At 74.5% G+C, this 19,720-nt stretch carries 19 protein-coding genes; 12 read left to right on the top strand and 7 right to left on the bottom strand.

Going from position 1 to position 19,720, the window contains the following annotated elements:
- Positions 1 to 44 precede the first annotated feature (44 nt).
- A complete protein-coding gene (locus J2W21_RS08780; protein ID WP_307114123.1) occupies positions 45 to 530 on the top strand; it encodes a MarR family winged helix-turn-helix transcriptional regulator in 486 nt (161 codons plus the stop codon).
- A gap of 67 nt (positions 531 to 597) precedes the next feature.
- Here J2W21_RS08780 and J2W21_RS08775 read toward each other — a convergent pair whose 3' ends face one another.
- From J2W21_RS08775 to J2W21_RS08765, 3 genes are all read right to left on the bottom strand, one after another.
- A complete protein-coding gene (locus J2W21_RS08775; protein ID WP_307114122.1) occupies positions 598 to 915 on the bottom strand; it encodes a hypothetical protein in 318 nt (105 codons plus the stop codon).
- Positions 912 to 1,928, bottom strand: a complete 1,017-nt coding sequence (locus J2W21_RS08770) for an SDR family oxidoreductase (protein WP_307114121.1) — start codon at positions 1,926 to 1,928, stop codon at positions 912 to 914. The genes J2W21_RS08775 and J2W21_RS08770 overlap by 4 nt, the downstream gene beginning before the upstream one ends.
- Before the next feature lie 63 nt (positions 1,929 to 1,991).
- The gene (locus J2W21_RS08765) at positions 1,992 to 2,948 is read right to left on the bottom strand and encodes an aldose 1-epimerase family protein (RefSeq protein WP_307114120.1); all 957 of its coding nucleotides are present in this window, start codon (positions 2,946 to 2,948) and stop codon (positions 1,992 to 1,994) included.
- Between the two features lie 163 nt (positions 2,949 to 3,111).
- Between J2W21_RS08765 and J2W21_RS08760 the strand changes: the two genes are divergently transcribed.
- Positions 3,112 to 4,884, top strand: coding sequence for a glycoside hydrolase family 15 protein (locus J2W21_RS08760; RefSeq protein ID WP_307114119.1), 1,773 nt, complete (start codon positions 3,112 to 3,114; stop codon positions 4,882 to 4,884).
- 6 nt (positions 4,885 to 4,890) lie between these two features.
- Here the strand turns inward: J2W21_RS08760 and J2W21_RS08755 are convergent, their stop codons facing one another.
- Positions 4,891 to 5,679, bottom strand: coding sequence for a COG4705 family protein (locus J2W21_RS08755; RefSeq protein WP_307114118.1), 789 nt, complete (start codon positions 5,677 to 5,679; stop codon positions 4,891 to 4,893).
- A gap of 149 nt (positions 5,680 to 5,828) precedes the next feature.
- On the opposite strand from J2W21_RS08755, the gene mgrA reads away from it, so the two are divergent.
- Positions 5,829 to 6,860 carry an L-glyceraldehyde 3-phosphate reductase gene (gene mgrA / locus J2W21_RS08750; protein ID WP_307114117.1) on the top strand — a complete coding sequence of 344 codons (1,032 nt, stop codon included), beginning with the start codon at positions 5,829 to 5,831 and terminating at the stop codon, positions 6,858 to 6,860.
- A 185-nt stretch (positions 6,861 to 7,045) separates the two neighbouring features.
- Here mgrA and J2W21_RS08745 read toward each other — a convergent pair whose 3' ends face one another.
- From J2W21_RS08745 to J2W21_RS08735, 3 genes are read right to left on the bottom strand one after another with little or no spacing between them, the layout of a single operon-like run.
- Positions 7,046 to 9,313 carry an MMPL family transporter gene (locus J2W21_RS08745; RefSeq protein ID WP_307114116.1) on the bottom strand — a complete coding sequence of 756 codons (2,268 nt, stop codon included), beginning with the start codon at positions 9,311 to 9,313 and terminating at the stop codon, positions 7,046 to 7,048.
- On the bottom strand, positions 9,310 to 10,866 hold the full coding sequence (locus tag J2W21_RS08740) for an SDR family oxidoreductase (RefSeq protein ID WP_307114115.1): 1,557 nt from the start codon (positions 10,864 to 10,866) through the stop codon (positions 9,310 to 9,312). Before J2W21_RS08740 ends, J2W21_RS08745 begins: the two co-directional genes overlap by 4 nt.
- The gene (locus J2W21_RS08735; protein ID WP_307114114.1) at positions 10,863 to 11,747 is read right to left on the bottom strand and encodes a tryptophan-rich sensory protein; all 885 of its coding nucleotides are present in this window, start codon (positions 11,745 to 11,747) and stop codon (positions 10,863 to 10,865) included. Before J2W21_RS08735 ends, J2W21_RS08740 begins: the two co-directional genes overlap by 4 nt.
- A gap of 107 nt (positions 11,748 to 11,854) precedes the next feature.
- Between J2W21_RS08735 and J2W21_RS08730 the strand changes: the two genes are divergently transcribed.
- The 9 genes from J2W21_RS08730 (at position 11,855) to J2W21_RS08690 (ending at position 19,665) form a co-directional block, all read left to right on the top strand.
- Complete coding sequence (locus J2W21_RS08730) at positions 11,855 to 12,988, top strand: polyprenyl synthetase family protein (protein WP_307114113.1); 1,134 nt, start codon at positions 11,855 to 11,857, stop codon at positions 12,986 to 12,988.
- 1 nt (position 12,989) lies between these two features.
- Positions 12,990 to 13,904, top strand: coding sequence for a phytoene/squalene synthase family protein (locus tag J2W21_RS08725; protein ID WP_307114112.1), 915 nt, complete (start codon positions 12,990 to 12,992; stop codon positions 13,902 to 13,904).
- A gap of 29 nt (positions 13,905 to 13,933) precedes the next feature.
- Positions 13,934 to 15,598 carry a phytoene desaturase family protein gene (gene crtI, locus J2W21_RS08720; RefSeq protein ID WP_307114252.1) on the top strand — a complete coding sequence of 555 codons (1,665 nt, stop codon included), beginning with the start codon at positions 13,934 to 13,936 and terminating at the stop codon, positions 15,596 to 15,598.
- A complete protein-coding gene (locus J2W21_RS08715) occupies positions 15,586 to 15,921 on the top strand; it encodes a lycopene cyclase domain-containing protein (RefSeq protein WP_307114111.1) in 336 nt (111 codons plus the stop codon). The genes crtI and J2W21_RS08715 overlap by 13 nt, the downstream gene beginning before the upstream one ends.
- Positions 15,918 to 16,295, top strand: coding sequence for a lycopene cyclase domain-containing protein (locus J2W21_RS08710; protein WP_307114110.1), 378 nt, complete (start codon positions 15,918 to 15,920; stop codon positions 16,293 to 16,295). Before J2W21_RS08715 ends, J2W21_RS08710 begins: the two co-directional genes overlap by 4 nt.
- Positions 16,292 to 17,206 carry a prenyltransferase gene (locus tag J2W21_RS08705; RefSeq protein WP_307114109.1) on the top strand — a complete coding sequence of 305 codons (915 nt, stop codon included), beginning with the start codon at positions 16,292 to 16,294 and terminating at the stop codon, positions 17,204 to 17,206. Before J2W21_RS08710 ends, J2W21_RS08705 begins: the two co-directional genes overlap by 4 nt.
- On the top strand, positions 17,203 to 18,732 hold the full coding sequence (locus J2W21_RS08700; protein ID WP_307114108.1) for a cryptochrome/photolyase family protein: 1,530 nt from the start codon (positions 17,203 to 17,205) through the stop codon (positions 18,730 to 18,732). Before J2W21_RS08705 ends, J2W21_RS08700 begins: the two co-directional genes overlap by 4 nt.
- Positions 18,733 to 18,742: 10 nt before the next feature.
- Positions 18,743 to 19,246 carry a MarR family winged helix-turn-helix transcriptional regulator gene (locus tag J2W21_RS08695; RefSeq protein WP_307114107.1) on the top strand — a complete coding sequence of 168 codons (504 nt, stop codon included), beginning with the start codon at positions 18,743 to 18,745 and terminating at the stop codon, positions 19,244 to 19,246.
- Between the two features lie 215 nt (positions 19,247 to 19,461).
- Positions 19,462 to 19,665, top strand: coding sequence for a hypothetical protein (locus J2W21_RS08690; protein WP_307114106.1), 204 nt, complete (start codon positions 19,462 to 19,464; stop codon positions 19,663 to 19,665).
- Positions 19,666 to 19,720: the final 55 nt, after the last annotated feature.

The raw sequence follows: 19,720 nt of genomic DNA, 5'->3' as shown, positions 1-19,720 counted from the left end.
GCCGCAAGCTTTGCGCGGGCGCAAGGGAAGCGGATACTGGAGCGATGGAGAAGACCGGGTTCCGCACCCGCCGCGACCAGGTGGACGCCGTGATGAGGGCCGCCGACGTCCTGCTGCGCGTCGCCGCGACCTCTGTGGTCGAGGTCGAGGACCTCGTCACCACGCCCCAGCTGCGCGTCCTCGTGTTCCTCGGATTCCGCGGCCCGCAGAATCTCGGGGCTGTGGCGCGCGAACTGGGCGTGCACGCCTCCAATGCGACCCGCACGTGCGATCGGCTGGTCGTCGCAGGCTTCGTGAGCCGCCGCGACGATCCCGCCGACCGGCGGTTCCTCCAGCTGGACCTCACCCCCAAGGGTCGGGAGCTCGTGGAGACTGTGATGGAGCACCGGCGGCGCGCCATCGCGGACGTCATCAGCTCCATGCCCGCGGATTCCCGGGAGGCCGTGGCCGAAGCCATGGCCGCGTTCGCCGACGCCGGCGGCGGCCTGGGCACGGAGGACGGCCGGTTCACGCTCGGGCTGGGCGGCTGACCGGCCCGGCCCCCCAGGCCCGGCCCTCAGGCTCGGCCGGACGCCCGCCTTCGGCGGACCCCGGCCCTCAGCGAAGCTCTCCGGCAGCGAACACGAGCGCGATCGCGGCGTTGACGGACGCGGCACGCCGCCGCCTCGGATCGGCTCCCGCCAGCGCCGCCATCGTGACGGCGTGGATCACGTCGACGGCGCCGCCGAGGCGGTGGAGCGTGCGGCCTCCGCGCGCCGTCACGAGCGCCTGGACCAGGTGCCGGGCCCCGAGGATGCGGATCACCCTCCGGGCGCGCTCATCCGGCCGGTGGCCGAGGAGCAGGCGCTCCACCGCCCCCGGTGCGAGCAGCTCGGTGACGCCGTACGCGGCCCGCACCGCCTCGAGCGGCCTCACCGGGCCCTCCGCACGAGTGCGCCGACCGCCGCCGCGGCCCCGGCCAGGACGACCCCTGCCGCGGCGGCCACGGCACCGTGGTGCTGCGAGGCGACCAGCTGGAGGCTGCGCGGCGAGGACTTGGCGTCGAACACCCCGTGCGCACCGAAGTCCCGTTCGGCGTCTGCGGGCTTCCAGAGGTTCACCGGCTGGTCCGGGTCCCGCGGGTCCGGGGTCTGCTGGGCCTTGAAGCCGGTCCTGGCCAGGTAGCGGTCGAGGACCCCCGGGGCCACCGCGTTGGCGATGAGGGTGGCAGCGGTGCTCCCGCCTACCCAGTACTCGCGCCGCTCGGGATGCGCGGCGGCATGGAACACCCCGCGGGCGGCGACCTCCGGCTGGTAGATGGGCGGCACCGGCTGGGCGTGATTCGGCAGGCGGGAGAGCACCCACGAGAACTGGGGCGTGTTGACCGCCGGCATCTGGACCATCGTGGTGCGGATCCCGCTGTTCTCGTGGAGCAGCTCGGTGCGGAGGGACTCATTGAAGCCCTGGATGGCGTGCTTGGCGCCGCAGTAGGCCGTCTGGAGCGGGATGCCGCGGTAGGCCAGCGCCGAGCCGACCTGCACGATCGTCCCCCGGTCCCGCGGCCGCATGCGCTTGAGCGCGGACATGGTGCCGTAGACGTAGCCGAGGTAGCTGACCTCGGTGACCCGCTTGTACTCCTCCGGCTCGATCTCGTGGAAGCGGGAGAAGACCGAGGTGAAGGCGACGTTGACCCACACGTCGATCGGCCCGAGTTCCCGCTCGACCCGCTCGGCGGCCGCGTCGAGGGCCTCGTGGTCCGCGACGTCGACGGGAATCGGCAGGGCCGTGCCGCCGGCGGCCTCGACGTCTGCCGCGGCCGCGGCGAGACCTGCCTCGCCGCGCGCGAGGAGGGCGACGGCGTCGCCCGCCTTCCCGAAGGCGATCGCCGAGGCGCGGCCGATCCCCCCGCTCGCCCCGGTGACGACGACGATGCGACGTGCTGTTCCCATCTGGACCTCTCCTTCAGTTCTGGCGGTTCCTTCAGTTCTGGTGGTGCTGGCGCGGGCGTTCCGTCAGCGGGCGTGTGGTTCAATCCCCCAGGCGGCGGTGTGGGCAGCGCCGGGGGCCAGGGTGATGAGCCCCTCGCCGGAATTGAAGGCGTCCGGGGCGCAGGTCATGGGCTCGACGCCCAGCCCGGTGCGCCGCCGGTCCTCCTGGGGCAGGGTGTCCCCGGTGAAGATCTCGAAGTACGGGTAGGCCTCGTCGGCCCACAGGGCGATCTCGGGGGAGCCGTCGGGGTGGGCGAGCCGGACGCGGGCCCGGCCGTCGTCGTCGCGCGCGAGTTCGGTGTAGGTCACGTCGATCTGGCGGGAGCCGAGGGGCTGCATGCTGCGCAGGTCGCACTGGGTGCCGTCTACTGGCTCGTGCCCGGTCGGGATGCCCTCGGCGTCGACCGGGAGGTACACGCTGCCGGGCACCTGGGCCAGCGCGCCGTCGATGACCCGGGTGCCGACCGTGAGATAGGGATGGGCGCCCGTTCCGAAGGGGCAGGGCGTGCTGCTGCGGTTCACCGCCGTGGTGCGGACGGAGAGGCCGGTGGCGTCCAGCCTGTACTCGAGCCGACAGGAGAGGACCCAGGGCCAGCCCTGGCACGCGTGCTGCGTGTGGACGAGGCTGAGGTAGCTCTCCGCCTGCTGCTCCACCTCCCAGTTCGCCCACCGGGTCAGCCCGTGGATCGCCCCGCCCTTCGCCGGCTCGCTGAGATCGAGCTGCTCGCTGCGGCCGTGCCAGTCGTAGCGCCCGTGGCGGATGCGGTTGGGCCAGGGGATGAGGGACTGGCCCCGGGCGCCGGTGCACATCTCCTCCTCGCCGTAGCCGTCCAGGAGGTCGTGCCCGTCCACCGTGTAGCGGCGCAGCGAGCCGCCGACTTCGGTGACGAGGGCCGTCTGCCCGGCGAACGCGAGAGTGAACTGCCGCCCCGACGGCGGCAGGGCGTCCTGGGCGGGGGGCGTGCCTTCTTCGGGGTCCATGCTGTTCCCTCCTGTCCGGGAGGCTCCCGCGATGGAGCCGCGGGCGGTCCACTTGCAATGGTTGCGTACCCGCAACGGACGGAGGTGAAACACCGGGGTGCGGGGCGCGCGCGGCCGCGCCGGAATCATTGCGTCCACGCAACGGTTGCCATAGCCTGCTGCCATGGTTGGTGGTGTCGAGGAGTTCCCGCCCCACGTGCTGCGCGAGTACGCGATGCTGGCCGACGGGGAGCGCGCGGCACTGCTCGGGCCCCGCGGCGACATCGTCTGGATGTGCGCCCCGCAGTGGCACGACGACGCCGTCTTCTCCTCCATGATCGGCGGTTCGGGCTGCTTCGCCGTGACGCCGACCGACCCCCGGTTCGTCTGGGGCGGCCGCTACGAGGACGGGACCCTCATCTGGGTCAGCCGCTGGATCACACCCGGCGGGATCACCGAATGCCGCGAAGCCCTCGCCTACCCCGGAGACCCGCACCGGGCCATCATCCTGCGCCGCATCCGGGCCGTGCAGGGCCCGGCCGAGGTGCGCGTCGTCGTCAATGCGCGCGCGGGCTTCGGCCGGCACCGGATGTCCCGCCTGAGCGAGGAATCCGAGGGCGTGTGGAGCGCGCGCTCGGGGCCGCTGCGGATCAGGCTGACGGGGGCCGCCGGGGCGAAGGCGGTGGACGGCGCCCTCGAATTCATCGTCCGCCTCGAGGAGGGGGCCCGGCACGACCTCGTCCTGGAGGTCTCCGACGCCGAGCTCCCCTCCGAGCCGGTGCGCCCCGACGAGACCTGGAGCGCCACCGAGTACGGCTGGCACAAGGAGGTGCCGCAGTTCGAGAACACCATCGCATCCGACGACGCGCGGCAGTCCTACGCCGTGCTCCGGGGCCTCACGGGAGCCGGGGGAGCGATGGTCGCCGCGGCCACGATGGGCCTGCCCGAGCGCGCGGAGCAGCGGCGCAACTACGACTACCGCTACGCCTGGATCCGGGACCAGTGCTTCACCGGGATCGCGGTCGCCTCGTGCAAGGAGTTCCCGCTCCTGGACGACGCCGTCGCGTTCGTCGCCGCGAGGCTCCAGGAGGACGGTGCGCAGATGAGCCCGGCCTACACGGTGGACGGCGGCCGCGTGCCGGACGAGCACGACGTCGGCCTTCCGGGCTACCCGGGCGGCTCCGGCAGGGCCGGGAACTGGGTCAACGACCAGTTCCAGCTCGACGCGTTCGGGGAGGCCCTCCTGCTGTTCGCGACCGCGGCCGACCACGACCGGCTCGACCTGGACCAGTGGAAGGCGGCGGAGATCGCGGTGGAGGCCATCGCCCAGCGGCACGAGGAGCCGGATGCCGGAATCTGGGAGCTGGAGCCGGCGCGCTGGGCGCACTCCCGCCTGATCTGCGCCGCGGGGCTCCGCGCGATCGGCCGGCACGCGCCCGCCCGGCAGGGCTCCCGCTGGACGTCCCAGGCTGACGAGCTCATCGCCGACGTCACGAAGGACTGCCTCCATCCCAGCGGGCGCTGGCAGCGCGCCCCCCACGACGAGAGGGTCGACGCCGCACTCCTCCGGCCGGTGCTGCGCGGTGCCCTCGCGCCGCAGGACCCCCGCTCCGTCGCGACGCTTGCCGCCATCCGCGAGGACTTGGCGCGCCACGGCTATGTCTACCGGTTCCGCCAGGACGATCGGCCCCTCGACCAGTCCGAGGGCGCGTTCCTGCTGTGCGGGTTCGACCTCGCCATGGCCCTGCACCAGAGCGGGGACCCCATCAACGCCGCCCGGTTCTTCGAGCGGAACCGGGCCGCGTGCGGCACCTCCGGGCTGTTCACGGAGGAGTACGACGTCGAGCAGCGCCAGCTGCGCGGCAACTTCCCGCAGGCGTTCGTGCACGCGGCGATGCTCGAGGCCGCCCGACGGCTCGCGGACGAGCCGCCGCCGTGGGGTGGCCTCAACGGCTGAGCGGCGTCACGGGGCCTTGGGGACCTGCCGGCGCTGGAGGCCGCCGACGAAGAACATGATGAGGAGCAGGAGCGCCGCCGCCACGGGCCCGTCCCCCCAGCCCAGGCCCCCCACCTCGGGGCCCTTGCCGGTCCAGTCCGCGAACGAGGCGCCGAGCGGGCGCGTGAGGATGTAGGCGCTCCAGAACGCGGCGGTCTCGGGCAGGCCCACGGAGCGGCGGCTGAGCAGCGGGACGGCGAACAGGGCCGCGAAGACGATGCCCGCGGTGAGGAATCCGAGGCCCGCCGTGTAGGCGAGGAGGTCTCCGGCCGCCGTTCCGAGGGCGAACGTGGCGCAGACGGCGGCCCAGTAGAAGAGCTCGGACCGGCCCGCGGTCACGCTGTGGATCGACAGCGTGCCCTCGGCGCGGTGCCAGAGCCAGAAGACCGCGGCCAGCACCACCGCGAACCCCGCGGTCGAGGCCGCATACGGCACGGCGAGGACCACGTGGAGCACGTCCGCGGCCATCGTCCCGAACACGGCGACCATGGCCACGGCCGCCCAGTAGACCCACGGGATGTACCGGCGCACGCGCAGCTGCAGGGCGAGCGCGGCCGCGAAGAGCAGGAACGCGCCGCCGACGGCCAGGTACGGGTCCACCGTGGTCACCAGGGCATCCGAGGCTGACTCGCCGAGCGCCGTGGTCAGGAGCTTCACCGCCCAGAACGCCGCCGTGACCTCCGGGACCTTCCGGAGGGCGGAGGCCTGCTGCTGGGGGCGGCTGGCCGCGGTGGGGCCGGATCCGGGACGTGTCATGGAACGAGGCTAGGGACCCCGGTCTAAGCGATCTCTAAGAACCTCACGCCCCGGTCGTGTCCGGCGCCCGGCTTCCGTAGGCTAGGCGCGGAACGCCCACGAGAACCGCGGAACGTCCAGCAGACCGCAGCCGAGCGAAGGGGACCCCTATGTCCTACACAGCAGCCGATGACCGCTATGACCGCATGGAGTACCGCTTCACCGGCAGGAGCGGGCTCAAGCTCCCGGCGCTCTCGCTGGGACTGTGGCAGAACTTCGGCAACGATCGGCCGGAGGACACTCAGCGGGCGATCCTGCGGCGGGCCTTCGACCGCGGCGTGACCCACTTCGACCTCGCCAACAACTACGGCCCGCCCTACGGCCGCGCCGAGGAGAACATGGGCCGGTACCTCAAGGACGACTTCGCCCCGTACCGCGACGAGCTCGTCATCTCCACCAAGGCCGGCTACGACATGTGGCCAGGCCCGTACGGTCAGGGCGGCGGATCGCGGAAGTACGTGCTCGCGAGCCTGGACCAGTCGCTCGCCCGGCTCGGCCTCGACTACGTGGACATCTTCTACAGCCACCGCTTCGACTCCGAGACGCCGGTCGAGGAGACCATGATGGCACTCGACACCGCGGTCCGCTCCGGGCGGGCGCTCTACGTGGGCATCTCCTCCTACTCGGCGGCGAAGACACGGGAGGCCGCGCAGATCGCCCGCGAGCTCGGCACGCCGCTGCTCATCCACCAGCCCTCGTACTCGATGCTCAACCGCTGGATCGAGGAGGACCTCCTCGACGAGCTGGCCACCCAGGGCATGGGCTGCATCGTCTTCACCGCCCTCGCCCAGGGGGTGCTCACGGACCGCTACCTGGACGGCATCCCCTCGGACTCCCGCGCCGCCCGCAAGGGCTCCACCATCCAGGAGGGCCACCTCGACGAGCGCACCCTGGGGCACGTGCGCCGGCTCAACGACATCGCCGCGGCGCGCGGGCAGAAGCTCGCCCAGCTCGCCCTGCAGTGGGCGCTGCGCGACCCGAGGGTGACCTCGGCCGTGATCGGCGCGTCCTCGGTCGAGCAGCTCGACACGAACCTCGATGCGCTCTCCGGCCCGCCCCTGACCACCGAGGAGCTCAACGCGATCGACCGCGACGCCGTCGATGCCGGCGTGAACCTTTGGGCCAAGCAGACCGAGGAGTAGGAGCCGGCCGGGGACCTCGGGGCCTGGGGTGCGCGCTGCGTGCAGGTCTCCCCAGGGCCGGGTCCCGGCCTTCGGCGTGGCGGCCGATTCCGTCGGTGCGCCGGGCGCGGAGCCGGCTGGCTCTGGGGAAACCTGCCCGCCGGCCCGGGCAGGGACATGACCCCTCAGCGCAGGGACATGACCCCTCAACGCGGGACGGGCTCCTTCGGCGCCGGGGATGCCGGGGAGGCCGGGGACGCGGGGGAGGAGGGGGACCCGCGCCACAGGCGGGAGGGCCACCAGATCGCCCGGCCGAGGTCGTAGGCCACCGCCGGCACGAGCAGCGACCGCACCACCACGGTGTCCAGCAGCACCCCGAACGCGACGATGAACGCGATCTGCACGAGGAACAGGATCGGGATGACCCCGAGCGCCGCGAACGTCGCCGCGAGCACGATCCCCGCAGACGTGATCACCCCGCCGGTCAGGGAGAGCCCGCGCAGGATCCCCGGCCGCGTCCCGTGGGCCAGAGACTCCTCCCGCACCCGGGTCATGAGGAAGATGTTGTAGTCCACGCCCAGCGCCACGAGGAACACGAACCCGAACAGCGGCACGGCGGCATCCGCACCGGGGAACCCGAGCAGGCGGTTGAACACGAGCGCCGAGACCCCGAGCGCGGCCGCGTAGGAGAGCACCACCGAGCCGATGAGGATCAGCGGCGCCACGATCGAGCGCAGCAGCAGGATCAGCACGAGCAGGATCACCCCGAGCACGAGGGGGATGATCCTGCGCAGGTCGGCCTGGGCGGTGAGGTTGGTGTCGAGCGCGATCGCGGTCACGCCGCCCACGAGGGCCTGCGGGTCGACGGCGTCGAGCGAGGAGCGCAGGTCAGTCACCGTCCGCTCGGCCTCTGCGGAGTCCGGCTGGCTCGCAAGCACGGCGTTGACCAGCACCCGCCCGTCGCGCACGACGGCGGCACTCGCCCCTGCGGCTGGCGCACCGGGCGCGGTGGCACCGGCATAGACGGAGGCCGAGCTGATGCCGGGGGTGTCCTGGACCTTCTTGAGGACGTCCGCCGCCCGGTCCTGGGCGGCCACGACCACCACGGGGCTGCCGGAGCCCGCGTCGAAGTGGCGGGCGAGGGCCTTCTGCCCGTCCACGGAGTCCGTCGCCGTGAGCACGAGCTGGGTCTGCTCGACCCCGTTCGCCTTGAGCTGGGGGAGGCCGGCCGCCCCGAGGCACAGCAGCACGAGGGCCACGATCCACGTGGTGCGGGGGCGCCGGGCGATCAGGACCCCGACCCGCCGCCACAGGCCGCGGACGTCTTCGAGCCCCTCGGGCGCACCGGCCGCGCCGCCCGCCGCGCCCCGGCCGGCCGCGGCCCCAGCCCCGGCCCGCGCGGCCCGTGCGGCGTGCCGCGGAGCCGCGTGCCCGGCGTCGTACGCCGGACGCAGCGGCCAGAAGGCGGAGCGGCCGAACAGGACCAGCAGCGCGGGCAGGAACGTGAGCGAGGACAGGAGCGAGAAGGCGATGCCCATGGCAGCGATGGGGCCGAGGCTGCGGTTGGAGTTCAGGTCGGAGAAGAGCAGGCACAGCAGCGCCAGGATCACCGTGGCGCCGGAGGCCAGGATCGGCTCGAACGCGGCGCGCCAGGCACGGCGCATGGCGTCCCAGCGGGACTCGACCGCGTGGAGCGCCTCGCGGTAGCGGGCCACGAGGAGCAGCGCGTAGTCGGTCGCCGCGCCGATCACGAGGATCGAGAGGATGCCCTGGCTCTGGCCGTTGAGGCTGATCCACCCGGCCTTCGCGAACCAGTAGATGGCGAGGATCGCCCCGCACAGCGCCGCGATGGCGGAGAACAGCACCACGAAAGGCAGCACCACGGAGCGGTAGACGAGGGCGAGGATCACGAAGACCGCCCCGACCGCGACGAGGAGCAGGATCCCGTCGATCCCGCCGAATGCCGAGACGAGGTCCGCCGTGAGCCCGGCCGGCCCGGTGACGTAGGCCCGCAGGCCGTCGGGAACGGTGCCGGCCGCGTCCCGCAGGCCGGAGACGACGGTGCGGACCTGGTCCGCGTCCGCGACCGGGACAATGAACTCGGCCGCGCGGCCGTCCTTGGACGGGATGGGGCCGACGACGCTCGAGGGCGCGCCGCCGGCCGGCGGGGCCACGCCCTCCACGGAGCCGAGCTTGGCCGCGAGGGGGGCGAGCGCGGCCAGGTCGTCCCGGGAGAGCGTGCCGTCCTTCTCCACGACGACGAGCGCGGGGATCGCGTTCGACGCCGTGAACTTCTCCTGCCAGGCGCGCACCTCCGTGGACTCCGCGCTCGCGGGGAGGAAGGTCGCCTGGTCGTTGCTCGAGACGGAGGAGAGCTTGCCGAAGGTCGGGCCGCCGAGCCCGCTGAGCGCGAACCAGGCGAGGACGAGGAGGGTGGGGAAGAGCCAGCGCAGGCCCCGCCGGAAGGTCGTCATGGGTGGTCCTCTCGGGGTGCCGCGGAGGCGGCGGGTGAGGCGGGTGCGGCAGGAGCCGCGGGGGCGGCAGGCGCGGAGCCGCCGGCGGACCGGTCCGCCTCCGCCGCCGCGGCGATCCGCGAGGCCATGCCGCGGAAGATCACCCCGTGGAAGGGGAGCACGGAGAACCAGTACAGCCGCCCGGCCAGCCCGTGGGGGACGAACACCGCCCGCTGGGAGTAGGTGCTGCCGGTGCCGCGGGGCTCGACCGTCATCTCGAGCCACGCGCGGCCGGGCACGCGCATCTCGGCGCGCAGCCGCAGGAGCCGGCCGGGCTCGAGGGCCTCGACGCGCCACCAGTCCAGGGCCTCGCCGAGCTGGAGCCGGTGCGGGTTGCGGCGGCCGCGGCGCAGGCCCACCCCGCCCACGGCCTTGTCGATCCAGCCGCGCACGGCCCAGGCGAGCGGGAACGAGTACCATCCGTTCTCGCCGCCGATCCCCTCGACGACCTCCCAGAGGCGCTCCGGCGGGGCGGTGGAGGCCTCCGTCCGCACATCGGTGAAGACGGTCCCGCCGGACCAGCCCGGGTCGCTGGGCAGCGGGTCGCTCGGCGCGTCCAGCGGCGAGGAGCTGGCCCACGTGGTCTCGACCTCGCCCTTGGCGATCTTCCCGAGCGCGAGCTCCACGGCCCGCTGGTAGGACGTGAGGCCCCCCTCGGGCCGGGGCACGTAGGCATCGATGCTGTGCTCGCGGACCACGCAGTCGTTCTGCAGCGACTCGACGAGCGGGATGGCGAGGGCCCGCGGGATGGGGGTGACGAGGTTGACCCACTGGGCCGCGAGCCACGGAGTGAGCACGGGCAGGGCGAGGATCACGGGCGCGCGCAGCCCGGCGGCCTTCGCGTACCCGCGCATCATGTCCGCGTAGGTGAGCACGTCCGGGCCGCCGATGTCGAAGGCCCGGTTCACGTCCGAGGGAAGGTCCGCGGCCGCCTCGAGGTAGTGCAGGGCGTCCCGGACGGCGATGGGCTGGACCCGGTTGAGCACCCAGCGCGGCGCGGGCATGACGGGCAGCACGTCCGTGAGGTGGCGGACCATCTCGAAGCTCGCCGATCCGGAGCCGATCACGAGACCGGCCTGCAGCACGGCCGTGGGCACGCCGGACTCCAGCAGGATCCGGCCCACCTCGGTGCGGGAGGCGAGGTGGCGGCTGAGCCTCGTGCCCGGGTTGAGGCCGCTCAGGTAGACGATCCGCTGCACCCCGGCCTCCCGCGCGGCGGCCCCCAGCGTCTCGGCGCACGCGCGCTCGCGGGCGGGGAAGTCGGCGTCGGCGTGGCTGCCCATCGAGTGCACGAGGTAGTAGGCGACCTCCGCGCCGGCGCACAGCTCGGCCGCCGCCGTGGGGTCGTCGAGGCTGCCGGTGACCACCTCGACGTCGTGCCCCCAGGGCACGTCGCGGAGCTTGGAGGCGTCCCGGGTCAGCACGCGCACGCGGTTGCCGGCGGCGAGCAGGCGGGGCACGAGGCGGCCGCCGATGTATCCGGTGGCGCCGGTGACGGCGATGACGCGGCTCATGCGGGGGCCTCCTTGGAACGGCGGGCGGTGGTGGGGCCGGGGCGGCGCCCGGCCCGCAGGCGTGCGGCGATCGCCACGGCGAGGACGACGGCGGCCGCGACCGCCGCGGTGACGCCCACCTCGGGCATCCCGAGCGGCCCGGTGAGCCGGCCCACGGCGATCCAGGCGAGGCCCCACGCGAAGGAGAGCAGGGGAGAGATCCGGCCGCGCAGGGCGAGGGCCACCCCGACGGCGACGGCCACGGCGAGGACGACGATCGCCACCGCCGCCGCGCTGGTCCCGCCGGGGAGCGCAGGCCTGGCCGCCCCGGGCGCGATGCCGAGCAGCGCGGCCACGAGGGCTGCGGCGTTGGCGACCGTGGCGACGCAGATCCACCCGAGGTAGAGGCCGAAGGTGCCGTCGGAGACCGTGGACTCTAGGAAAGAGCCGGCCGGGGTGCTGAGGTGGAGCACCAGCATGCGGCACAGCACGGCGAGGAGGGCGAGCATGACCACGAGCGTGACCGGCAGCGCCACGGAGGGGGAGCCGATCTGGGCCGCCCAGAGCCAGGCGGCGTTGAGGAGCATCGACGCGGCCGCCCAGGGGCGCAGCGCCCGCTGCCGCCCGCTGGCCAGGGCGCGGGGGAGCAGCTGCCATACGGCGTAGGCCAGCAGGCCCACGTAGATGAGGCTCCAGATCGAGAAGGCCGCTGCCGCCGGGGCCACGGGAGTGGCCGTCGCGGAGAGGTACCCGCCGGCGGCGTCCTGGACGGTGGTCCCGCCGAACGCTCCGGAGCCCCACGCGGCGAGGACGATCGCCGCGACGGCGGACGCGGCGGTGAGGACCGCGGCGGCCACGGGCCTCGGCCGGGCCCCGCCGGCGGTGTGTTCCTGCTGGTGCATCGCTCCCCCTTTACAAACCGGACGATCCTAGACAATCATATTTGTAGTTAATCGAGACATCAAGAAGTCGAGAGGACGGGCTGGGAACGGCCCCCAGAGGAGGACCCATGCGATCCGCGACCACGAACCCCGGTCTCACGCTTCCCGACACCCGCGCCCGCGCCGCCGCGGCCGAACAGCCCCAGGAGGCCGCCCCGCGGCTCACGTGGGACGAGGTGGGGCCGGCCACCGAGCAGGTCCTCGAGACCTGGGTGGGCACCTCCCGCGGCACCGCCGGCACCCCCGGCCTGGCCCTCCTGTGGGAGCGGATCGAGGAGTGCCTGCAGGGCGGCAAGCGGCTGAGGCCCCAGCTCGTCTTCCACGCCTACTCGGCCTTCGGCGGCACCGACGTGGAGGCCTGCGCGACCCTCGGCGCCGCCGTCGAGCTCCTGCACGGCGCGCTCGTGGTGCACGACGACGTGATCGACCGGGACTTCGTGCGCCGCGGCCGCACCAACCTGGCCGGCCAGTACCGCGAGGACGCGGCGGCCCGGGGCCTGCCCGACGCCGAGGCCCGCCACCTGGGCGCCTCCATCGCGGTCATCGCGGGCGACCTCCTCCTCACCGGCGCGTTCCGCCTCGCGGACCGGGCCTGCCGCGACGAGGAGCTCGCCCCCCGGATCGCGGACGTGCTGCACTCCGCCGTGACCGACGCCGCCGCCGGGGAGCTCGACGACGTGCTCATGGCCCACGACGCCGAGCGCACGGTCGAGGACGTCCTCGCCATGGAGCAGCTCAAGACGGCCGCCTACTCCTTCGCGGCCCCGCTGCGCCTCGGCGCCATCCTCGCCGGCGCCCCCGCTGAGCGTGCCGAGGACGTGGCCCGGGTCGGCATGCTCGTGGGCACCGCGTACCAGGTCATCGACGACGTCCTGGGCACCTTCGGCGACGCCGGCCAGACCGGCAAGTCCGTCACCTCGGACCTGCGCGAGGGCAAGCTGACGGTCCTCACCGCCTACGCGCGCCAGGATCCCGACGTGGCCCGCCACCTGGCCCCCGGGACGGCCACGCTGGGCGAGGAGGCCGACGTCGACCGCGTCCGCGCGGCCCTCGAGGCCAGCGGCGCCGAGTCCTACGCGCTCACCCTCGCCCACTCGATGGTCACGGACGCGCTCGAGGAGGCCCGCCGCGGCGACCTCCCCCCGGCGCTGCGGTCCGAGCTGACCCGGATCTGCAACCACGTCCTCCACCGGGAGCGCTGAGATGGGAGCCCTCGAGGCGTACACCGCCGCCGCCGTGGCCGGCGCCGCCGTGGTGATCCGCCGCTACTCGACCTCGTTCGGCCTCGCCTGCCGCCTCCTCGGCGCCGGGCAGCGCGAGGACATCGAGAACGTCTACGCCCTCGTGCGTATCGCCGACGAAGCCGTGGACGGGGCCGCCGCCGAGGCTGGGCTCACCGGCCCGCAGGTCCTCGCCCAGCTCGGCCGGCTCGAGGAGGAGACCTCCCTGGCCCTCGAGCTCGGCTACAGCACCAACCCCGTGGTCCACGCCTTCGCCCAGACTGCGCGGCGGGCCGGGATCGGCGGCGACCTCGTGGCGCCCTTCTTCGCCTCGATGCGCCGCGACTGCGACCCGCACGCCCACTCCGAGGACTCCCTCGGCGCCTACATCTACGGCTCGGCCGAGGTGGTGGGGCTCATGTGCCTGCGCGTGTTCCTTGCCGGTCTGGCCGTGCTCCCGGCCGACCGGGCCGCGATGGAGCACTCGGCCCGCTGCCTCGGGGCGGCGTTCCAGAAGGTCAACTTCCTGCGCGACCTCGGCCAGGACGGCGAGGAGCTCGGCCGCGCCTACTTCCCCGGCGTGGACCCGCGCCGCCTGACCGAGCAGCAGAAGCACGCCCTCGTCGCGGACCTGCGCGGCGACCTCGACGCCTCCCTCCCGGGCCTGCGGATGCTCCCGCCGGGCCCGAAGCGGGCCGTGGCCCTCGCCCACTCGCTCTTCTCCGAGCTCGCCGACCGCATCGACGCCTGCCCCGCCCGGGTGCTGGTCACCACGCGGGTCCGCGTCCCGGGGCACGTCAAGCTCCGCCTCGCGGCGGCCGCGGTGGCGGGGACCGGGCCGGCGTTCGCGCACGACGCCGGGGCCTCGCCGGCGGCGGCCGAGGGGAGGGCGGCGTGAACCGCCCCCAGCGCCAGCGCCCCGCACGGGTGCCTGGACGGCCCCAGCGGCCCAGCGCCGTGGTGGTGATCGGCGGCGGGATCTCCGGGCTCGCGACCGCCGGCCTGCTGGCCCGGGACGGCCACGCCGTCCAGCTCCTCGAGCAGCAGCCAACGCTCGGCGGACGCGCCGGGCGCTGGGAGGCGGATGGCTTCCTCTTCGACACGGGCCCCTCGTGGTACCTCATGCCCGAGGTGATCGACCACTGGTTCCGGCTCATGGGCTCCAGCGCCTCCGCCGAGCTGAACCTGCACCGCCTCGACCCCGGCTACCGTGTGTTCTTCGAGGGCGAGCAGCGCCCGGTGGACGTGCCGGCCGGGCGCGAGGCCGCCGCCGCGCTGTTCGAGTCCCTCGACCCCGGCTCGGGGGAAGCGCTCACCCGGTACCTCGAGGAGGCCGAGGACGCCTACGCCGTGGCCCTCGCCCACTTCCTCTACGACGACTTCGCCTCCCTCCGCGGGCTCGCCCACGGCGAGGTCCTCAGGCGCCTGCCGCGCCTGGCGGCGCTCCTCGGCCAGACCCTGCACGGGCGGGTGGCCCGGCGGTTCCGGGACCCGCGGCAGCGCCAGATCCTCGGCTACCCGGCCGTGTTCCTCGGCACCACCCCGTACCGGGCCCCGGCCCTGTACGAGCTCATGAGCCACCTCGACCTCACCCAAGGGGTCCTGTACCCCGAGGGAGGCTTCGCGGCCCTCGTGGACGCGATGGAGCGCCTCGCCCGCGCCGCCGGCGTGCAGATTCGCACGGGCGCGCGGGCCGAGAGCATCGTCACCGGCCCGGCCCCCGACGGCGCCAGGGTCGAGGGCGTGGTCTGGCAGGACGCGGACGGGCGCCAGCACCGCTCCGGCGCCTCCGTGGTGGTCGGCGCCGCGGACCTGCACCACCTCGAGACCGAGCTCCTGCCCCCGGCGCTGCGCAGCCAGCCGGAGTCCGCCTGGGTCCGGCGCGACCCGGGCCCCGGCGCGGTCCTGGCCTGCCTGGGCGTGCGCGGGGCGCTGCCCGAGCTGGCCCACCACAGCCTGTTCTTCTCCCGCGACTGGCAGGATGGCTTCGCCCGGATCGGGGACGGCCGCGCCCCCGCGGCCACGACCTCCCTGTACGTCTCGCGCACGAGCGCCACGGACCATCGGGCGGCCCCGGCCGGCGACGAGAGCCTGTTCGTCCTCGTCCCCACGGCCGCGGCCCCGGCTTGGGGCCGCGGCGGCGTGGGCGGCGCGGGCTCTGCGCAGGTCGAGGCGATCGCGGACGCCGCCATCGGTCAGATCGCCGGCTGGGCCGGGATCCCCGACCTGGCCGGGCGCATCGCCGTGCGCCGCACCATCGGCCCCGCGGACTTCGCCGAGGACGTCAACGCGTGGCGCGGCGGGGCCCTCGGCCTCGCCCACACCCTCGGCCAGAGCGCGTTCTTCCGCCCGCCCAACGCGAGCCGGCGCGTGGCGGGCCTGCTCTACGCGGGCGCCTCCGTCCGCCCCGGCATCGGCGTCCCGATGTGCCTCATCAGCGCCGAGCTCGTGCTCAAGCGCGTGCGCGGCGAGCGGCGCCCGGGCCCCGTCGGCCCGGCGCTCGTCCCGGTGCGCGGCCCCGTGGGCGCTGGGCCGAGCCCGGCGGCGCGTCCGGCCCCGCCCGCCCGCCAGGAGGCCCCATGGCCTACCTGATCGCCCTCCTCGTCTCCGCCGCCGGCGTGGCGACCCTGGACGCCCGCTTCCGCCTCGCGTTCTGGCGCGCGCCCCGCGCCGCCGCCCTCACGGTCGCGGCCGGCACCGTGTTCTTCCTCGCGTGGGACGCGGCCGGGATCGCTGCCGGGGTCTTCCTCCACCCGGGCTCGCCGCTCATGACCGGGATCATGCTCGCGCCCCAGATGCCCCTCGAGGAGCCCGTCTTCCTCGCGTTCTTCTGCTACACCGCCCTCGCCCTCTACACCGGGGCGGAGCACGCCCTCGCCGCCCGGGCGGCCAGGCGGCAGGGGGCCCGCCCGTGAGCTACCTCGTGGTCGACCTCGTCTTCCTCGCCCTGGCGGGGGCGCTCGCCGCGCTGCTGTCCCGCCGCGCACGACGCCGGCCGGGCACCTGGACGGCCGTCCTGGCCGGCGGCGCGGTGCTGCTCGCGCTCACCGCCGTGTTCGACAACCTGCTCATCCTCCTCGGCCTGTACGCCTACGCCCCCTCGGCGCTCACGGGCCTGTTCCTCGGCGCCGTGCCGGTCGAGGACCTCGCGTACCCACTCGCCGCCGCCGTCCTCGTGCCCCTCCTGTGGCGCGCCCTCACGGCCCGGCAGGCCCGGGGCAGCGCCAGCCCGGAAGACCGCCGTCGTGCGCCGAGGGCGCGCGCCCTGAGAACCGAGGAGCGCCCATGACCGCCGCCTCCGCCGCCCCGGCCAGCCCGGCCCGCCACTCCCTCGCGGGGGCCCTGCTCGTCTCCTCCCGCCCGCTCTCGTGGGTCAACACCGCCTACCCGTTCGCGGCCGCGTACCTGCTCGCCGGCGGCGGGGTGGACTGGCGGCTCGTGGTCGGCACGCTGTTCTTCCTCGTGCCGTACAACCTCGCGATGTACGGCACGAACGACGTCTTCGACTACGCCTCCGACGTCCTCAACCCGCGCAAGGGCGGGGCCGAGGGCGCGGTGCTCCCGCCGCCGATGCACCGGGCCGCGCTCGTGGCCGCGTGGGGCGCGTGCGTGCCGTTCGTCGCCGCGCTCGTCGCGGGCGGCACGCCGGCGAGCTGGGCCGTCCTCGCGGTCTCGCTCTTCGCCGTGGCCGCGTACAGCGTCCCGCGCCTGCGCTTCAAGGAGCGCCCGGTCCTGGACTCCATCACCTCCAGCACCCACTTCGTGTCCCCGGCCGTCTACGGGCTGGCGCTCGCCGGCGGCGCGGCGAGCCCCACGGCGGTTGCCGTCCTCGCGGCGTTCTTCCTCTGGGGGATGGCGAGCCACGCGTTCGGCGCCGTGCAGGACATCGGCCCGGACCGCGAGGCCGGCATCGGCTCGATCGCCACCCTGTTCGGTGCCCGCGCCACCGTGCGGCTCGCCGTCGTCGCCTACCTCGCCGCCGGCATGCTCCTGCTCGCCCTCTCCGTGTGGGCGGAGGGCCTCGTGCGGCTCGCCCCCGTGCTCGTCCTCCCGTACGCGGCCAACGCCGGGGCGTTCTGGTCCGTCACGGACCCGGGCGCCGGCGCCACCCGCGCCGGCTGGCGCCGCTTCCTCTGGCTCAACTACCTCACCGGCTTCGCCGTCACCCTCCTCATCATCTCCGTCTGGATGCACGCATGACCTCCACCGATTCCGCCCCCACCCCGGCCCTCGTCTGGTTCCGCGACGACCTGCGGGTCCGCGACAACCCGGCCCTGCGCGCCGCCCTCGCCCACGGCCCCACTCTGGCGCTCTACGTCCTCGACGAGGAGTCCCCCGGGATCCGGCCGCTCGGCGGCGCCGCGCGCTGGTGGCTCCACCACGCCCTCGAGGACCTGCGCGCCTCGCTCGGGCGCCTCGGCGTGCCGCTCGTGCTGCGCCGGGGCCCCGCAGGGGCCGTGGTGCCCGACGTGGCCGCGAAGGCGCGGGCCGGCTACGTGGCGTGGAACCGCCGCTACGGCGGCCCCGAGCGGCGCGCCGACACCGCGGTGAAGTCGCTCCTGCGCCGCGCGGGCCGGGAGGCCGAGAGCTTCCAGGCCTCCCTCCTGCACGAGCCGTGGGACGTGGTGACCCAGCAGGGCACGGGCTACAAGGTGTTCACCCCGTTCTGGAAGGAGCTCTCGGGCCGGGACCACCGCCACCCGCTCCCCATCCCGCGCCCCCAGCGCGAGGCGCCCGAGACCGTGCCCGCGGGAGACGACCTCGACGCGTGGGCGCTCCTGCCCCGGGACCCCGACTGGTCCGGTCCGCTCGCCGAGGCCTGGACCCCGGGGGAGGAGGCCGGACTGGCCCTCCTGAGGGACTTCGTGGGGCCGGACACCGCGGACACGGCGGTGGCGCTGTACCCCGACGAGCGGGACCTCCCCGACCGCGCCGGCACGAGCCGCCTCTCGCCGTACCTGCGCTGGGGCCACGTGAGCCCGTTCCAGGTCTGGCACGCCGTGGCCGACCGGCGCCGCGCCGCCCCCGAGGGCAGCGCCGTGTTCGCCTCCGAGCTCGGCTGGCGCGAGTTCGCCTGGCACACCCTCTACCACCACGCCGACCTCGCCTCGGAGAACCTCCGCCGCGAGTTCGACGCGTACCCCTGGTGGCTCCCGCACACCCCCCGGGGCGGCGCGCACGACGCCGGGCGGGGCGGCGCGCACGACGCCGGGCGGGGCGGCGCGCACGGGGCCCCGCCCGCCGTCGTGCTCGGCGACCGGGAGGCGAACCGGCTGCTCGACGCGTGGCGGCGCGGGCGCACCGGCTTCCCGATGGTCGATGCCGGGCAGCGCGAGCTGTGGGCCACCGGATGGATGCACAACCGGGTCCGGATGGTCTCGGCGAGCCTGCTCGTGAAGAACCTCGGCATCCACTGGCGCCTCGGCGAGCGGTGGTTCTGGGACACGCTCGTGGACGCGGACCCCGCGTCGAACCCGTTCAACTGGCAGTGGGTCGCGGGGTCGGGCGCGGACGCCGCCCCGTTCTTCCGCGTCTTCAACCCGCGCACGCAGCAGAAGAAGTTCGACCCGCACGGCGCCTACGCGAGGGCCTGGATCCCCGAGCTCGGGACCGACGAGTACCCCGACGAGTGCGTGGACCTCGGCGAGAGCCGGGCCGAGGCGCTCGAGGCCTACCGCTCGCTCAGCGAGGCGCAGGGCCGCGGCCAGGGAAGGCGGCGAGCCTAGAATGTCCGCCGTGCATGATTCAGACCCGAGCCGGGACCGTGAGCAGATGCGCGGGGCCCCTGGCTTCGAGCTCATGTTCCTCCTGCAGAAGTTCACCAACGAGGCGGACCGCTACGCCGAGACCGTGCGGCGCAAGCACGGCCTCGCGCGCAACGACGTCCACGCGCTCAACGCTGTCATGGAGGCCGAGCGCCACGGGGAGCACGCCACCCCCGGCGCGCTGCGCGAGCGGCTCGTGCTCAGCTCCGCCGCCATGACCTCGGTGATCGACAGGCTCGAGGCCTCGGGCCACCTCGAGCGCCGCCACTCGAGCACCGACCGCCGGCAGGTCGAGGTGACCCCCACCCCGAGCGCCCGGGAGACGGGCCGGGAGATGTTCGACCCGATGGTCCGGCACATGCTCCCGGTCCTCGCCGAGTACACCCCCGCGCAGCTCGAGCTCGTGGAGGGCATGGTCGCGCGCCTCATCCAGGCCATCACGGACGCCCGCAACGAGGTGAATTCCCGGCACTGACTGACGCCCGCGGCCGGGGGCTGCGCCCTCCGGGCCGTCCCGGGCGGCACCGGATGGCATGAGCTTGCGCGGAGGGGGCCACGGCCTCACAATCAGATGCCAACCGACAACACGCTGGCAGGCGCTACCGCGCGGCCGAATCATCATGCTTTCTGACGGGGGCAGGGGCACCACAGGAGATCCCGGGGGCAGACGCCCCGGGCAGGAAGACCGCCATGACCAACCTCAACATCACCGTGTCCGTGCCGCACGCCGCCGCCCGCGACTCCCTGCTCAACGACGCCGAGGAGTCCATCCGGCCGCACGCCCTCGCCTTCGGCCACGGCATCCTCGTCACGCGCCACAGCCCCACCCTGTACAGCGTCTCCACCTCGGCCGCCGTCCCGGTGGGCGAGACGCACGAGGCCAGCCTGCTCTAGCCCGCCTGACTTTCAGAAGGTCCTTCGGCTGGGCGGCCGCGAGCCTCGGCCGTGG

This window comes from Sinomonas atrocyanea (genome assembly GCF_030811715.1).
In the GTDB taxonomy this organism is placed as follows: domain Bacteria; phylum Actinomycetota; class Actinomycetes; order Actinomycetales; family Micrococcaceae; genus Sinomonas; species Sinomonas atrocyanea_A.
This window is presented reverse-complemented; position numbering and strand designations above follow the sequence as displayed.

Coding starts and splice junctions, on each gene's coding strand:
- J2W21_RS08690 (WP_307114106.1), top strand. CDS start 19,462: ATGACCAACCTCAACATCACCGTGTCCGTGCCGCACGCCGCCGCCCGC.
- J2W21_RS08715 (WP_307114111.1), top strand. CDS start 15,586: ATGGCCTACCTGATCGCCCTCCTCGTCTCCGCCGCCGGCGTGGCGACC.
- J2W21_RS08730 (WP_307114113.1), top strand. CDS start 11,855: ATGCGATCCGCGACCACGAACCCCGGTCTCACGCTTCCCGACACCCGC.
- J2W21_RS08700 (WP_307114108.1), top strand. CDS start 17,203: ATGACCTCCACCGATTCCGCCCCCACCCCGGCCCTCGTCTGGTTCCGC.
- J2W21_RS08770 (WP_307114121.1), bottom strand. CDS start 1,928: ATGGGAACAGCACGTCGCATCGTCGTCGTCACCGGGGCGAGCGGGGGG.
- J2W21_RS08760 (WP_307114119.1), top strand. CDS start 3,112: ATGGTTGGTGGTGTCGAGGAGTTCCCGCCCCACGTGCTGCGCGAGTAC.
- J2W21_RS08705 (WP_307114109.1), top strand. CDS start 16,292: ATGACCGCCGCCTCCGCCGCCCCGGCCAGCCCGGCCCGCCACTCCCTC.
- J2W21_RS08740 (WP_307114115.1), bottom strand. CDS start 10,866: ATGAGCCGCGTCATCGCCGTCACCGGCGCCACCGGATACATCGGCGGC.
- J2W21_RS08780 (WP_307114123.1), top strand. CDS start 45: ATGGAGAAGACCGGGTTCCGCACCCGCCGCGACCAGGTGGACGCCGTG.
- mgrA (WP_307114117.1), top strand. CDS start 5,829: ATGTCCTACACAGCAGCCGATGACCGCTATGACCGCATGGAGTACCGC.
- J2W21_RS08725 (WP_307114112.1), top strand. CDS start 12,990: ATGGGAGCCCTCGAGGCGTACACCGCCGCCGCCGTGGCCGGCGCCGCC.
- J2W21_RS08735 (WP_307114114.1), bottom strand. CDS start 11,747: ATGCACCAGCAGGAACACACCGCCGGCGGGGCCCGGCCGAGGCCCGTG.
- J2W21_RS08745 (WP_307114116.1), bottom strand. CDS start 9,313: ATGACGACCTTCCGGCGGGGCCTGCGCTGGCTCTTCCCCACCCTCCTC.
- J2W21_RS08755 (WP_307114118.1), bottom strand. CDS start 5,679: ATGACACGTCCCGGATCCGGCCCCACCGCGGCCAGCCGCCCCCAGCAG.
- J2W21_RS08765 (WP_307114120.1), bottom strand. CDS start 2,948: ATGGACCCCGAAGAAGGCACGCCCCCCGCCCAGGACGCCCTGCCGCCG.